At 63.0% G+C, this 14,060-nt stretch carries 13 protein-coding genes; 4 read left to right on the top strand and 9 right to left on the bottom strand.

The window, feature by feature from the left end; all coding sequences use genetic code 11:
• Window positions 1-104: 104 nt before the first annotated feature.
• Window positions 105-971 carry an RNA methyltransferase gene (locus tag NKI70_RS15730; protein WP_352724734.1) on the bottom strand — a complete coding sequence of 289 codons (867 nt, stop codon included), beginning with the start codon at window positions 969-971 and terminating at the stop codon, window positions 105-107.
• Between the two features lie 206 nt (window positions 972-1,177).
• On the opposite strand from NKI70_RS15730, the gene NKI70_RS15735 reads away from it, so the two are divergent.
• Complete coding sequence (locus NKI70_RS15735; protein WP_096445278.1) at window positions 1,178-2,389, top strand: NADP-dependent isocitrate dehydrogenase; 1,212 nt, start codon at window positions 1,178-1,180, stop codon at window positions 2,387-2,389.
• Window positions 2,390-2,400: 11 nt separating this feature from the next.
• Window positions 2,401-3,027, top strand: a complete 627-nt coding sequence (locus tag NKI70_RS15740; RefSeq protein WP_352724735.1) for a glutathione S-transferase family protein — start codon at window positions 2,401-2,403, stop codon at window positions 3,025-3,027.
• A gap of 246 nt (window positions 3,028-3,273) precedes the next feature.
• Here the strand turns inward: NKI70_RS15740 and NKI70_RS15745 are convergent, their stop codons facing one another.
• The 3 genes from NKI70_RS15745 to recA all read right to left on the bottom strand — a co-directional run bounded on the left by NKI70_RS15745 (window position 3,274) and on the right by recA (window position 8,156).
• The gene (locus tag NKI70_RS15745) at window positions 3,274-4,068 is read right to left on the bottom strand and encodes a PhzF family phenazine biosynthesis protein (RefSeq protein ID WP_352724736.1); all 795 of its coding nucleotides are present in this window, start codon (window positions 4,066-4,068) and stop codon (window positions 3,274-3,276) included.
• A gap of 64 nt (window positions 4,069-4,132) precedes the next feature.
• Window positions 4,133-6,799: an alanine--tRNA ligase gene (alaS, locus tag NKI70_RS15750; RefSeq protein ID WP_352724752.1), complete on the bottom strand. Its 2,667-nt coding sequence runs from the start codon at window positions 6,797-6,799 to the stop codon at window positions 4,133-4,135.
• 259 nt (window positions 6,800-7,058) lie between these two features.
• Entirely contained in the window at window positions 7,059-8,156 is a 1,098-nt protein-coding gene (gene recA, locus NKI70_RS15755; protein ID WP_023674696.1) for a recombinase RecA, read from the bottom strand.
• A gap of 277 nt (window positions 8,157-8,433) precedes the next feature.
• Between recA and NKI70_RS15760 the strand changes: the two genes are divergently transcribed.
• On the top strand, window positions 8,434-9,366 hold the full coding sequence (locus NKI70_RS15760; RefSeq protein WP_352458422.1) for a PfkB family carbohydrate kinase: 933 nt from the start codon (window positions 8,434-8,436) through the stop codon (window positions 9,364-9,366).
• A gap of 34 nt (window positions 9,367-9,400) precedes the next feature.
• On the opposite strand, the gene NKI70_RS15765 is transcribed toward NKI70_RS15760, so the two are convergent.
• Window positions 9,401-9,724 (bottom strand): TfoX/Sxy family protein, encoded by a 324-nt coding sequence (locus tag NKI70_RS15765; protein WP_023717364.1) that lies wholly within the window; start codon window positions 9,722-9,724, stop codon window positions 9,401-9,403.
• Window positions 9,725-9,814: 90 nt separating this feature from the next.
• Here NKI70_RS15765 and NKI70_RS15770 point away from each other — a divergent pair, with 90 nt between their 5' ends.
• The gene (locus tag NKI70_RS15770; RefSeq protein ID WP_352458423.1) at window positions 9,815-10,312 is read left to right on the top strand and encodes a GFA family protein; all 498 of its coding nucleotides are present in this window, start codon (window positions 9,815-9,817) and stop codon (window positions 10,310-10,312) included.
• Window positions 10,313-10,475: 163 nt separating this feature from the next.
• On the opposite strand, the gene sufA is transcribed toward NKI70_RS15770, so the two are convergent.
• The 4 genes from sufA to sufD form a co-directional block, all read right to left on the bottom strand.
• Window positions 10,476-10,856, bottom strand: coding sequence for a Fe-S cluster assembly scaffold SufA (gene sufA, locus NKI70_RS15775; RefSeq protein ID WP_006206001.1), 381 nt, complete (start codon window positions 10,854-10,856; stop codon window positions 10,476-10,478).
• Between the two features lie 109 nt (window positions 10,857-10,965).
• Window positions 10,966-11,361, bottom strand: a complete 396-nt coding sequence (locus tag NKI70_RS15780; RefSeq protein ID WP_352458424.1) for an SUF system Fe-S cluster assembly protein — start codon at window positions 11,359-11,361, stop codon at window positions 10,966-10,968.
• A 5-nt stretch (window positions 11,362-11,366) separates the two neighbouring features.
• Entirely contained in the window at window positions 11,367-12,608 is a 1,242-nt protein-coding gene (locus tag NKI70_RS15785; RefSeq protein ID WP_352700508.1) for a cysteine desulfurase, read from the bottom strand.
• Between the two features lie 179 nt (window positions 12,609-12,787).
• Window positions 12,788-14,056: a Fe-S cluster assembly protein SufD gene (gene sufD / locus NKI70_RS15790; protein ID WP_352637793.1), complete on the bottom strand. Its 1,269-nt coding sequence runs from the start codon at window positions 14,054-14,056 to the stop codon at window positions 12,788-12,790.
• Window positions 14,057-14,060: the final 4 nt, after the last annotated feature.

The raw sequence follows: 14,060 nt of genomic DNA on the forward strand, positions 1-14,060 counted from the left end.
CACGATCTCTCTCACTGATTAAGGGCGTCGCCAGCAGAAGAAGCACACCCGCCCTGGCAGTCAATGGCAATTGCTTTTTATGCGCTCCCGTTGGGAACAAACACCTAGTCTTTGTCTGTCGCCTTGCCAGCGCGCCGGGCCGCTGCCGGGAGCCGCCTTGGATCGTCGCCAGGCGATCCGTCGCCGCGCGGCATGGCCGGCGAGAACCTGTCCAGCGATGATATGATTCCGCGCAGCACCTTGAGCTCCGGCTCGGCAAAGCCGGGGCGGGTCAGCACAGCGCGCAAATTGTCGACCATCTTCGGCTTCTTCGCTGCCGGGCGGAAATAGCCGCGCGCCTCCAGTGCACCTTCCAGATACGCAAACAGGCCGTGCAATTCTTCCTTGGCAGCCGGCGGCATTTCGGGGCCGGAGAAGTTGGTCCTGGTCTCGTCTTCCAGGCCGGACTTCATCCATTCATAGGACATCAGCAGGGCCGCCTGGGCGATGTTGAGCGAGGAGAAGGCTGGATCGACGGGGAAGGTGACGATCTCGTCGGCAAGGCCGACCTCGTCATTATAGAGGCCGAAGCGCTCGCGGCCGAACAGGATGCCGGTGCGCTGGCCGGCCCGCTGCCGCGCGCGCAGCGCCCTGCCCGCCTCGACCGGACCGCGCACCGGCTTGAAATTGTCGCGCGCGCGCGCCGTGGTGGCGAAGACGAAGTTCAGATCGGCGACTGCCGAGGCGAGGTCATCGAACACCGTGACGGCATCGATGACGTGGTCGGCGCGGCTTGCGGCGGCACGCGCCTTCTCGCTCGGCCAGCCGTCGCGCGGATTGACGAGCCGCAGCTCGGTAAGGCCGAAATTGGCCATGGCGCGCGCAACCATGCCGATATTCTCGCCGAGCTGCGGCTCGACCAGGATGATCGCCGGTCCGGACGCTGGAGTTCCGGAGGCAAGAGGGGTGGCGGGATCCTGGGTAGCGGCCATGGTTGTCAGTGAACTGCTGTTTGCGGCATTTCGCAGTCCCCTGCCACATTTGGCGGCGAAAATGAAGCTTTCGCAAGGAATGCCGACACTACGGCGCGGTTCGCCGTTTGCGCGGCCAAAAAGCCTTTGATATACGGGCCGCATCTCAGGGCCGGCAGCCGTGCGGGCAAGGCCGTTCCGTTCCCCAAAAGCGAGGCATTCTTTCCATGGCGAAGATCAAGGTGGCGAACCCGGTCGTCGAACTCGACGGCGACGAGATGACCCGCATCATCTGGCAGTTCATCAAGGACAAGCTGATCCACCCTTATCTCGACCTCAAGCTCGAATATTACGACCTCGGCATCGAGCACCGCGACGCCACCAACGACCAGGTGACCATCGACTCGGCCAATGCCATCAAGAAATACGGCGTCGGCGTGAAATGCGCGACGATCACGCCCGACGAACAGCGCGTCGAGGAATTCAAGCTGAAGAAGATGTGGAAGTCGCCGAACGGCACCATCCGCAACATCCTCGGCGGCACCATCTTTCGCGAGCCGATCATCATGAAGAACGTGCCGCGGCTGGTGCCCGGCTGGACCAAGCCGATCATCGTCGGCCGCCACGCCTTCGGCGACCAGTACCGCGCCACCGACTTCCGCTTCCCCGGCAAGGGCAAGCTGACGATCAAATTCGTCGGCGAGGACGGCCAGGTGATCGAGCACGATGTGTTCGACGCACCCGGCGCCGGCGTCGCCATGGCCATGTACAATCTCGACGAATCGATCCGCGAATTCGCCCGCGCCTCACTGAACTACGGCCTGCTGCGCAATTATCCCGTCTACCTCTCGACCAAGAACACCATCCTCAAAGCCTATGACGGACGCTTCAAGGACATCTTCCAGGAGGTCTACGAGGCGGAGTTCGAAGCAGAATTCAAAGCGAAGAAACTCTGGTACGAGCACCGGCTGATCGACGACATGGTGGCCTCCAGCCTGAAATGGTCGGGCGGCTATGTCTGGGCCTGCAAGAATTATGACGGCGACGTGCAGTCCGACACGGTGGCGCAAGGCTTCGGCTCGCTCGGCCTGATGACCTCGGTGCTGATGACGCCGGACGGCAAGACCGTCGAGGCGGAAGCCGCGCACGGCACCGTTACCCGCCACTATCGCCAGCACCAGAAAGGCGAGGAGACCTCGACCAATTCGATCGCCTCGATCTTTGCCTGGACGCGCGGCCTCGCGCATCGCGCCAAGCTCGACGACAATGCCGAACTGAAGCGCTTTGCCGAGACCCTGGAAAAGGTCTGCATCCAGACGGTCGAGTCCGGCTTCATGACCAAGGACCTGTCGCTGCTGATCGGCCCCGACCAGCCATGGCTTTCGACCACCGGCTTCCTCGACAAGATCGACGAGAATTTGCAGAAAGCGATGGCCTGAGCCCAACCGGCATGGGCAAGCCCGTCGTCTACGGCGCGGACTACAGCGTCTATGTGCGCATCGTGCGGCTGGTGCTGGAGGAAAAGGGCGTCGGCTACGAGCTCGTGCCCGTCGACATCTTTGCCGCGGACGGCATTCCCGGCTGGTATTTCGAGCACCAACCGTTCGGCCGCATCCCGGCCTTCGAGCATGACGGCTTTCGCCTCTACGAGACCGGCGCGATTGCCCGTTATGTCGACGAAGCCTTTGGCGGCCCGGCGCTGCAACCGGTCGAAGCCCGGCCTCGAGCACGCATGAACCAGATCACCGGCCTGCTCGACGCCTACGCCTACAGGACCATGGTCTGGGATGTCGCTGTCGAGCGGCTGGAAAAAACGCCGCCCGACGAAGCCGTGATCGCCAACGGGTTGCGGCAGGCAAGAACGGCATTGCAGGCGCTCTCCTCGCTGAAAGCCGAAGGGCCTTGGCTGTTGGGAACGGACCTGACGCTGGCCGACCTGCACGCCGCACCGATCATCGGCTATTTCGTCAAGGTCGCCGAGGGACAAGCCCTGCTGGCCGAGTTTGCCGATATTCGGGATTGGTATGCGCGCATCACTCAACGCGCGAGTTTTGCGAAAGCCGAAAAGGCAGGGTGACAAAGATACGAGAGGCCGAGGGACAGCACCCCCCTCTGTCCTGCCGGACATCTCCCCCTCAAGGGGGGAGATTGGCAGGTTCATTGCCCCGCTTTTCTTCAATCATTGACAAGTGGCGAAGGCAATCGTGACATCCAATCTCCCCCCTTGAGGGGGAGATGTCCGGCAGGACAGAGGGGGGTGCTGTCCCGCCGAGGCTGGCGACAAATTCTCCCAGATCCTTGCCTTCTCTGCCTCGCAAGCCGCTCAATCGGGAAGGTAGATCTCCGCCTTCATGAAGGTCTTCGCACGGCCTGTGATCAGCACGCGATCTCCGGCCAGTTCGCATAGCAAATGCCCGCCGCGCTGCGAGCATTGGAATGCCGACAGATGCGTCTTGCCGAGTTTTTCAGCCCAGTAAGGTACCAGCGTCGCATGAATGGAGCCGGTAACCGGATCCTCGGGAATGCCCGCCCCGGGCACGAAGTAACGGGAGACGAAATCGTGGGCTCGCCCAGGCGCGGTAATAACCAGGCCGAGAGGATGAAAACGTCCGATCCTGAGCAGATCGGGAACGAAAGATCGCACGGTTGTCTCGTCGGCAAGCTCGACAAAAAGGTTCTCGAAATTGCAGAAGCTCGCAAATGGCCGCTGAGGCAATATCGCTTGCAGCGCCGAGTTCAGCTCTTCCTCGATGGGCTGCGGCGGAAAACACGGCAGATCAAGCTGATAGGCCCCTTCCCACCGGGAAACCCGCAGCTCGCCGACCCGGGTGGCGAAGGCCATTTCGCCCTGACCATTGTATTCCGTAGCCAGCACATGGGCTGCCGCAAGAGTGGCGTGGCCGCAGAAGTCGACTTCATGGACCGGCGTGAACCAGCGCAAATCCCAACCTTTGCCATTCGGCCGCACAAACGCGGTTTCAGCAAGATTGTTTTCGTTGGCGATGGCCTGCATTACCTGCTCCGACAGCCATTCCTCCAAAAGGAGAACGGCGGCAGGGTTACCCTGGAAGGCCCGTTCGGCAAAGGCATCGACCTGATACATCGTCAGCGTCGGCATATCGGCCCTCAAAGATATCCGCTGGGCGGCGCGCCATTTCGGCCGTGCCGCCCCCGGTGCAGGTTCACGCCGCTTCGAGAGCCGCCTTCACCGCAGCGATCGCGTCTTCGGCCTTCGAGGCGTCCGGGCCGCCGGCCTGAGCCATATCGGGTCGCCCGCCGCCGCCCTGCCCGCCTAATGCCGCGGACGCGACGCGCACCAGATCGATGGCGCTGAAGCGGCCGGTCAGATCATCGGTGACGGCGACGACGACGCTTGCCTTGTTGTCCTCGCCGGCGCCGACAAAGACGACGATGCCGGAGCCGAGCGACTTCTTGCCGGCATCGGCCAACGGCTTAAGATCCTTTGGCGAGACGCCCGATACCGCCTTGCCGAGAAAACCGACACCGGCAATGGTTTCGTTTTCCGCCGGCACACCGGCTGGCGAGCGATCGCCCAGCGCCAGCTTCTTGCGCGCCTCGGTCAGCTCCTTTTCGAGCTTCTTGCGTTCGTCGAGCAGCGCCTCGACGCGGGCCGGCACATCGGCCGGCGAAATCTTCAACGCGGCGGCGGCCGCCTTCAACCGCTTGTCCTGTTCGTCGAGATGCTTTCTGGCCGCCTCGCCGGTCAACGCCTCGATGCGGCGTACGCCGGCAGCGACCGCGCTGTCGGACACGATGCGCACCAGGCCGATATCGCCGGTCGCCCTGACATGGGTACCGCCGCATAGCTCGACCGAATAGGGCCGGTTGGCCTTGGCGCCATGCAAGCCCGTGCCCATCGAAACGACGCGCACTTCATCGCCATATTTCTCGCCAAACAGCGCCATGGCGCCTTCGGCAATGGCGTCGTCGACAGACATCAGCCGCGTGGTTACAGGGCCGTTCTGAACGGCGATCTCGTTTGCCATGCGCTCGACCTCTTCGAGCTCGCCAGGCGAGATCGGCTTGTTGTGCGAAATGTCGAAGCGCAGACGCTCGGGCGCGACCAGCGAGCCCTTCTGCGCCACATGGGTACCCAGCACCTCGCGCAGCGCCTCATGGATCAGATGCGTGGCGGAATGGTTCGCGCGCAGCCTGGAGCGACGCGCGTGGTCCACCTTCAGCTCGACGGTCGCGCCCGTCTTGACCGTGCCGTTAGCCACCTTGCCGAGATGGACGAAAAGCCCATCGGCCTTCTTCTGGGTATCGGATATTTCGATCGAGAACCCGTCGCCCGAAATGACGCCGGTGTCGCCCATCTGGCCACCGGACTCGCCATAGAACGGCGTCTGGTTGACAACCACGGCAACGGCGTCACCTTTGCCGGCGCTGTCGACGGTCTTGCCGCCCCTGACCAGCGCTTGGATGAGGCCTTCCGCCTGCTCGGTCTCATAGCCGAGGAACTCGGTGGCGCCGGCGTTCTCGCGCACCGGAAACCATACCGTCTCGGTCGCCACGTCGCCGGAGCCGGCCCAGCTTTTGCGCGCCTCCGCTTTCTGCCGCTCCATCGCCTCGGTGAAGCCGGCAAGGTTGACCGAGATGTTGCGCTGGCGCAGCGCGTCCTGCGTCAGATCGAGCGGAAAGCCATAGGTGTCGTAGAGCTTGAACGCTGTCTCGCCATCCAGCATGTCGCCGGAGGCCAGCTTTTCCGTCGCCTCCGAAAGCAAGCCCAAGCCGCGCACCAGCGTCTTGCGGAAGCGCGTCTCTTCCAGCTTCAGCGTTTCGGTGATCATCTGTTCGCCGCGCACCAGTTCCGGGTAGGCTTGGCCCATCTCGCGGACCAGTGCCGGCACCAGGCGCCACATCAGCGGATCGCGGGCGCCGAGCAACTGCGCGTGGCGCATAGCGCGGCGCATGATGCGACGAAGCACGTAGCCGCGTCCTTCGTTGGACGGCAGCACGCCGTCGGCGACCAGGAAGCAGGACGAACGCAGGTGATCGGCGATGACGCGCAACGATGCGACGGCGTCCGCATCCGGACCTTTGCCAAGCGCCGACGACGCAGCGTCGATCAGGTGGCGGAACAGGTCGGTTTCGAAGACGCTTTCAACCCCTTGCAGGATGGATGCCATGCGCTCGAGGCCCATGCCTGTGTCGATCGACGGACGCGGCAGGTCGACGCGCTCCTCCTTCGTCACCTGTTCGTACTGCATGAACACCAGGTTCCAGAATTCAAGGAAACGGTCGCCATCCTCCTCGGGGCTGCCGGGAGGGCCGCCCCAGATATGCTCGCCACGGTCGATGAATATCTCCGAACACGGCCCGCAAGGTCCAGTGTCGCCCATTGCCCAGAAATTGTCCGAAGTCGCGATGCGGATGATGCGATCGTCCGAAAGGCCGGCGATCTTCTTCCAGTACGAGGCCGCCTCGTCGTCGGTGTGGTAGACGGTGACCAGCAGCTTGTCCTTCTTCAGCCCGAACTCCCTGGTGATCAGGTTCCAGGCAAGCTCTATGGCCCGCTCCTTGAAATAGTCGCCGAAGGAGAAATTGCCGAGCATCTCGAAGAAGGTCAGGTGGCGCGCGGTGTAGCCGACATTGTCGAGGTCGTTGTGCTTGCCGCCGGCGCGAACACTCTTCTGGGCAGTCGTGGCGCGCGAATACGGCCGCTTCTCCAGACCGGTGAAAACGTTCTTGAACTGCACCATGCCGGCATTGGTGAACATCAGCGTCGGGTCGTTGCGCGGCACCAGCGGGCTTGACGCGACGACCTCGTGACCTTCCTTGCGAAAATAGTCGAGAAATGCCGACCGGATCTCGTTGACGCCACTCATGAATACTGCCTTTTCGAGAGAACCGCCGGCTGCCGGCGGAAAATAGACATGGCCTTTTAGCGGTCGCACCGCAGCCTGTCCAGAAACACCAAATGGGCTCAAATCCCGGCTTTCACCAGCGCCTTGAAATGCGTCTGCCTCGCCGTCAAACGCGAACCGCCGGCCCTGGGCCGGCGGTTCGAAACGCATCGATTACGCAAACTCAAAATCAAAACATCAAATCGAAACCTGGCTGAGGCTCAGCGAGGCGTCGCCTGCCCTACATCACCCCGGCGTCGTCCTCGAAACCGTCGTCGCTGCTTTCGGAGCCGCCGTTCTCAAGGAATTTCTCAGCGATCAGCCCGGCATTCTGCCGTAGCGCCAGCTCGATCTCGCGCGCCGTGTCGGGATTGTCGCGCAGGAACAGTTTTGCGTTTTCGCGGCCCTGGCCAAGACGCTGCGAATTGTAGGAGAACCAGGCGCCCGACTTTTCGACCACGCCCGCCTTGACGCCGAGATCGACCAGCTCGCCGGTCTTGGAGACGCCCTCGCCATACATGATGTCGAACTCGACCACCTTGAAGGGCGGCGCCAGCTTGTTCTTGACGACCTTGACGCGGGTCTGGTTGCCGACGACCTCGTCGCGATCCTTGACCGAGCCGATGCGGCGGATGTCGAGGCGGACCGAGGCATAGAATTTCAACGCATTGCCGCCGGTCGTCGTCTCGGGCGAACCGAACATGACGCCGATCTTCATGCGGATCTGGTTGATGAAGATGACCATGGTGTTGGAGCGCGAGATCGAGGCGGTGAGCTTGCGCAGTGCCTGGCTCATCAGGCGGGCCTGCAGGCCGGGCAGCGAATCGCCCATCTCGCCTTCGATTTCCGCCCGCGGCGTCAACGCCGCCACCGAATCGACCACCAGCACGTCGATGGCGCCGGAGCGCACCAGCGTGTCGCAGATCTCCAGCGCCTGCTCGCCGGTATCGGGCTGCGAGATCAAAAGGTTTTCGAGATCGACGCCGAGCTTGCGGGCATAGACCGGGTCGAGCGCGTGCTCGGCATCGACGAAGGCGCAGATGCCGCCCTTCTTCTGGGCTTCGGCCACCGTGTGCAGCGCCAGCGTCGTCTTGCCCGAGCTTTCCGGCCCGTAGATCTCGACGATGCGGCCGCGCGGCAGACCGCCGACGCCAAGCGCGATGTCCAGCCCAAGCGAGCCGGTCGGCACCGTTTCGATCTCGACGACCTGCTCGTTCGCGCCGAGCCGCATGATCGAGCCCTTGCCGAAGGCACGCTCGATTTGCGACAGCGCCGCATCCAGAGCCTTTGATTTGTCCACCGCTTTGTCCTCTACAAGCCGCAAAGAATTCTGAGCCATGATACATCACCCCGTGGTCGTCAATGGAGGCCGGACAATCCCGCAATCCTTAAAAGAATGTACCTCATTTGTTCTCATTTGTCAATGAGCACCAAGGGTTTGAAAAATAACGCATATCCCTATTTGTTCTATTTTTGTTTCGCAATTATTGCTTCCGATGTGTCTCGCCTCGCATGCGGCGCCGTTGCCGTCACCAACCGAATCGGACCCGCGATTGCAGGGTTCCGCCCGGCGACCTAGTCTCCCCCGGGCAACAGCTAAAGGGCATTTTGACGGCATGATCAAATCCCCGACGATCCTGGCCGTGGGCGGCGCCTATATCGAGCGGCGCGGCCGGGTTGCCGGCGCCTTCGTGCCGGCCGCTTCCAACCCCGGCACGATGCGCGAGCATGTCGGCGGTGCCGTCTTCAACGCCTTGCGCTGTGCGGTGCGACGCGGCGCCTCGGCCTCGCTGCTTTCGGTGCGCGGCGGCGATGCCCTTGGCGACACGGTTTTACGCGCCGTCACCGAGGCCGGCATTGCCGACCTGTCGGCGGTGTTCCTCGACCGAGCAACGCCAAGCCATACGATGCTGATCGATAGCGACGGCGGGCTGATCGCCGGCCTTGCCGACATGGTGCTCTACGAGCTGGCGCTTCCCAAGCAGATCCGCCGCGCCAAGGTGCGGGAAGCGATCGGTTCGGCCGACGCGGTGCTGTGCGACGCCAACCTGCCGTCGACCGCGCTGGGGCGGCTGGCGGCACTCGCCGCCGACAAGCCGGTGTTTGCGCTTGCGGTCTCGCCCAATAAGGCGGCGCGGCTGATGCCGGTGCTCGACCGTCTGGCGCTGGCCTTCATGAACCGGCAGGAGGCCGGCGTGCTCGCCGACGTCGGCATCGATGCTGACGATCAAGGCATCGTCGACGGCCTAATACGCGCCGGGCTGAAAAGCGGCGTGATCACCGCCGGCGACGAACCAGTGCTCGGTTTCGACGAATTGAGCGCGTTCTCGATCTCGCCACCGCCGCTACAAAAGCGGACCGATACTGCCGGCGCCGGCGACGCATTGGCAGGCGCCACGATCGCTGCCCTGCTGCGCGGCCTGACGCTACGCGCGGCACTGCGCGAAGGCATTGCCGCAGCTATGCTCGTCGTCGAGAGTGCCGCCTTCACCAGCGCTGGCTTTGCCGAAGCGCTGGCGCTCGTGCCCGAGGCGCGGGACCTGGCATGAAGTGCGGCCCGGAATTGCCGAAGCATGACGCAGCCTATTTGCCGGCGCGCCGTCCTGCCTCGTAGGCGCGGCGTGCCCAGATCGCCATCTCGTCGGGATCGTCGAAGGCGCTGTCGGGAACGCTCCAATAGGGCATCGACACGAGCTTGCCGTGGCGCGAGCCGGTATAGGTCCATTGCCGGCAGCCGGCCGCTTCGAAATCCGGGGCGCTTTCGGCGTCGGCCTTCAGCATCAATTCGCCACGGATGACGATGGCGACGATGACGCCGTCGAAATAGATGCCCTTGCCGCCGAACAGCTTGCGGATGCTGACCGGGCCGAGGCCTTCGAAAAGCTCTTCTATGCGCTCGTTGTCCATGCGGCGATCATGTCACCCGGATTTCCCCTTGTCATCGACGCAACCGGCACCATCCTGACAAGTTCAGAATCAATTTCGTCGGAGTTTTTCATGCCGCTTCTGCTCAAAGGGTCCTGCCGGTGCAATGCCGTGCGTTTCGAGGTGGAAAGCCACACGCCGGTGCCGTTCATGCTGTGCTACTGCTCGATCTGCCGCAAGCAGCAGGGCGGCGGCGGTTTTGCCATCAATCTCGGCGCCGATTACGAAACGCTGAAAATCCAGGGCAAGCGCCATCTCGGCGTCTACCGCGCCGAGATCGAGGACGACGAGCACCCGCAACGCGAGACCTCGACGGGCGAGCGGAACTTCTGCACGAAATGCGGGACGGCACTCTGGCTCTACGATCCGACCTGGCCGGAGCTGGTGCATCCGTTTGCCTCGGCGATCGACACAGACCTGCCGAAACCGCCGGAGAAGGTGCATCTGATGCTGAAATACAAGGCGAACTGGGTCGAGCCCGACATCGGCAAGGGTGACAAGGTGTTCGACGTCTACCCGGAGGAGTCGATCGCAGACTGGCACAAGCGAACGGGGATGTGGGTGGATTAGCTTCGGCAGTCCCCCTCATCCGGCCCTTCGGGCCACCTTCTCCCCGCTGGGGAGAAGAGACTGGCTCAACCGTTCGCGACCTCTTCTCCCCTCGGGGAGAAGGTGGCCGCGAAGCGGCCGGATGAGGGGGTCTCGCGAAATCCTACTAAGGAAAAGAAAATTCTCAGGCCGAAGCGCGTGCTTCGGCCAGTGCCTTCAGATCAGCCGGCTTCAATTCGACCGATTCGCCGCAGCCGCAGGCCGAGCTCTGGTTCGGATTGCGGAAGGTGAAGCCGGTGCGCAGCGTCGTCTGCTCGAAATCCATCTCGGTGCCGAACAGGAAAAGGGCCGCCTCCGGCGCGACATAGACATGGGCGCCGTCACGCTCGATATGGTCGTCCTTGGTATTGGGTTCGGTCACCAGATCGACCGTATATTCCATGCCGGCGCAGCCGCCCTTCTTGATGCCAAGGCGAATGCCATGCGCATTCTCACGGGTCGCAACGATCTCGCGAACCCGGTCGGCGGCCTTTTCGGTCATCGTGATGACGGCGAAGCGTCCCATGTTTTCCTTCTCCATGCGCGCAGGTTCAAGGCCTGCCGAATGATTCCTCACCTAAAATGGTGAAGTTTTGTACCCGGCGCAAGTGCGCCAGCCTCTGGCTGGTCGGATGCTAGTACCACCCAACCGCCACCTGCGCCTCTTCCGACATGCGGTCGGGCGACCAGGGCGGGTCGAAGGTCATGTTGACCTCGACGCCGGAGACGCCTTCGACGGCGCCGACGGCGTTTTCGACCCAGCCCGGCATTTCGCCAGCCACCGGGCAGCCCGGCGCGGTCAGCGTCATGTCGATCTTGACCGAGCGGTCGTCCTCGATGTCGATCTTGTAGACCAGGCCGAGCTCATAGATGTCGGCCGGGATTTCCGGGTCATAGACCGTCTTCAGCGCCGAGACGATGTCGTCGGTCAGCCGCGCCAGTTCGTCGGCGGGAATCGTTGACCCGGAAACCGCCGCATTGGTGGTCATATCCAGTGCCGTGCTTTCGGCGGTGTGGCTGGCATCATCCATGATCGTCACCCGAAGAACTTTCGCGCCTTTTCCAGCGCATCGGCCAAAGCATCGACTTCAGCCCTGGTATTATACATGCCGAACGATGCCCTGCATGTGGATGTTACGCCGAAGCGTTTCAACAGCGGCTGGGCGCAATGGGTGCCGGCGCGCACCGCCACGCCCTGCCGGTCGATGACCATCGACACGTCATGCGCGTGGATGCCCTGCAGCTCGAACGAGATGATGGCGCCCTTGCCGGGCGCATCGCCGAAGATGCGCAGCGAGTTGATGGCGCGCAGTTTTTGATGCGCATAATCCTTCAGATCGGCCTCGTGCGCGGCGATGCGCTCGCGGCCGATGTTTTCCATGTATTCGAGCGCGGCACCCAGCCCGATCGCCTGGACGATCGGCGGCGTGCCGGCCTCGAAACGGTGCGGCGGATCGTTGTAGGTGACGATGTCTTGCGTCACCTCCTCGATCATCTCGCCGCCGCCCATGAACGGGCGCATGCGCTCCAGAATATCCTTCTTGCCGTAGAGCACGCCGATGCCCGACGGGCCATAAACCTTGTGGCCGGTGAAGACGAAGAAATCGCAGTCGAGGTCCTGCACGTCGATCGGCATATGCACGGCGCTCTGGCTGCCGTCGACCAGCACCGGAATGCCGCGGGCATGCGCGATGCGCACAATCTCCTTGATCGGCGTCACCGTGCCCAGCGCATTCGACATATGCGTGATAGCGACGAGCCTGGTGCGGTCGGTCAGCCGCTTTTCGAATTCCTCGATGTGGAAGACGCCGAGATCGTCGACCGGCACCCAGACCAGCTTGGCGCCTTGCCGCTCGCGGATGAAATGCCACGGCACGATGTTGGAATGATGCTCCATGATCGAGAGCACGATCTCGTCGCCTTCGCCGATGTTCGGCATGCCGAAACCATAGGCGACCGTGTTGATCGCCGCCGTGGTGTTCGAGGTGAAGACGATGTTGTCGGTGCTCGGCGCATTGAGGAAACGGCGAACCGTCTCGCGAGCCTTCTCATAGGCGTCGGTCGCGGCATTCGACAGGAAATGCAGGCCGCGATGGACGTTGGCATATTCCTGGGAATAGGCGTGCTGGATGGCGTCGAGCACCGCCTGTGGCTTCTGCGCCGAGGCGCCATTGTCGAGATAGACCAGCGGTTTGCCGTAGACTTGCCGCGACAGGATCGGGAAGTCGCGGCGGATCGCCTCGACGTCGTAGGGGATGTTTTCGACTTTCTGGTCCATCACAAGCTCTCTCGAGGCACCGCCTCATTCCGTCCAGCACCCCTCATCCGACCGAGCTTCGCTCGGCCACCTTCTCCCACAAGGGGAGAAGGAAGAGCGCCTCTCCTTCTCCCCTTGTGGGAGAAGGTGGCGCCGAAGGCGACGGATGAGGGGTGTTGGCACCAACCCCTCAGTCACCTCTACCCGTGCGTCAAAAACCAATCGTCGAGTCTCGCTTCAAGCGCCTCGACGATGGCCTCGTCGTCCAGTTCCTCGATCACCTCGGCGACGAAGGCCTTGACCAGCAGGCCGCGCGCGGTCTTCTCGTCGACGCCGCGCGCCATCAGGTAAAACAGATGGCTGTGGTCGATCTCGGTGACGGTCGCGCCATGGCCGCAGACGACGTCGTCGGCGAAGATTTCGAGCTCCGGCTTGGTCGAGAACTCGCCGTCGTCCGACAACAGCAGCGTGTTGCAGGCCATCTTGGCGTTGGTCTTCTGCGCATATTGGTGGACATTGATGCGGCCTTGGAAGACGCCGCGCGCGCTGCCGGTCACCACATTGCGGATGACTTCCGTCGAGGCTGTGTGCGGCACGGCGTGGTCGAGCACCATGGTGACGTCGGTATGGGTGTCGCCGGCGAGCAGATTGATGCCGCGCAGGGTGAATTCGGCGCCCTCGCCGGTCGTCTTCACAACGACCTCCTGGCGCACCAGCTTGCCGCCGGCATTCATGACGAACAGCGTCAGTTTCGAATTCTTACCGAGATGCGCCTTGAACTGGGCGAGATGCGTCGCCGTATCCGGCTGCTCCTGCACGACCAGCCATGTCACTTCGGCGCCCTCGCCAAGCACAAGCTGGCTGACCGAGCTGACCAGTGCCGCCCCCTCGCCCGCCTGGCGTTCGACGATAACAGCGTTGGCGCGGGCACCGACGCGGACGGCCAAGCGTACATGCGTCTGTCCACCGGCCTGCAAATTCTGCATTTCGACCGGCTTGTCCAGTTGGGCACCGTCGGCGATGTCGACGAAATAGCCGTCGGCGACAAAGGCGGTGTTGAGCGCGCCGATGGCATCGTCGCTGCCATAGGAATCCAGCCCCGGGGCGATGCTGCCGTCGGTCAGCTTCTCCGATAGGCGCTGTACCGTGACGCCCTCGACAACAGCCCATTTCGCGCTCGAAACGCCGTTCAGCACCGGTAAAACGCTGGAGCCTTCGACGATCGGCGCAATGGCTTTCGCGACCGCTGCCGGATCGAAGTCCGGCACCGAAGTCAGCAGCCGGCGCAGGTCCGTATAATGCCAGGATTCGACGCGCCGCGTCGGCAGGCCGCCCTTGATCGCCTCGATGGCGTCGTCGCGCTTCAGCATCACCGCGCCGTCGCCGGGCAGCAGCGACAGCCGCTCGCCAAAGGCGTCGATCAGCGCCGTTTCGGCCAATGTTCGCTGGGGTGTCGTGTGCATATTCATCAGT

This window comes from Mesorhizobium sp. M0500 (genome assembly GCF_040321165.1).
Taxonomy (GTDB): Bacteria; Pseudomonadota; Alphaproteobacteria; order Rhizobiales; family Rhizobiaceae; genus Mesorhizobium.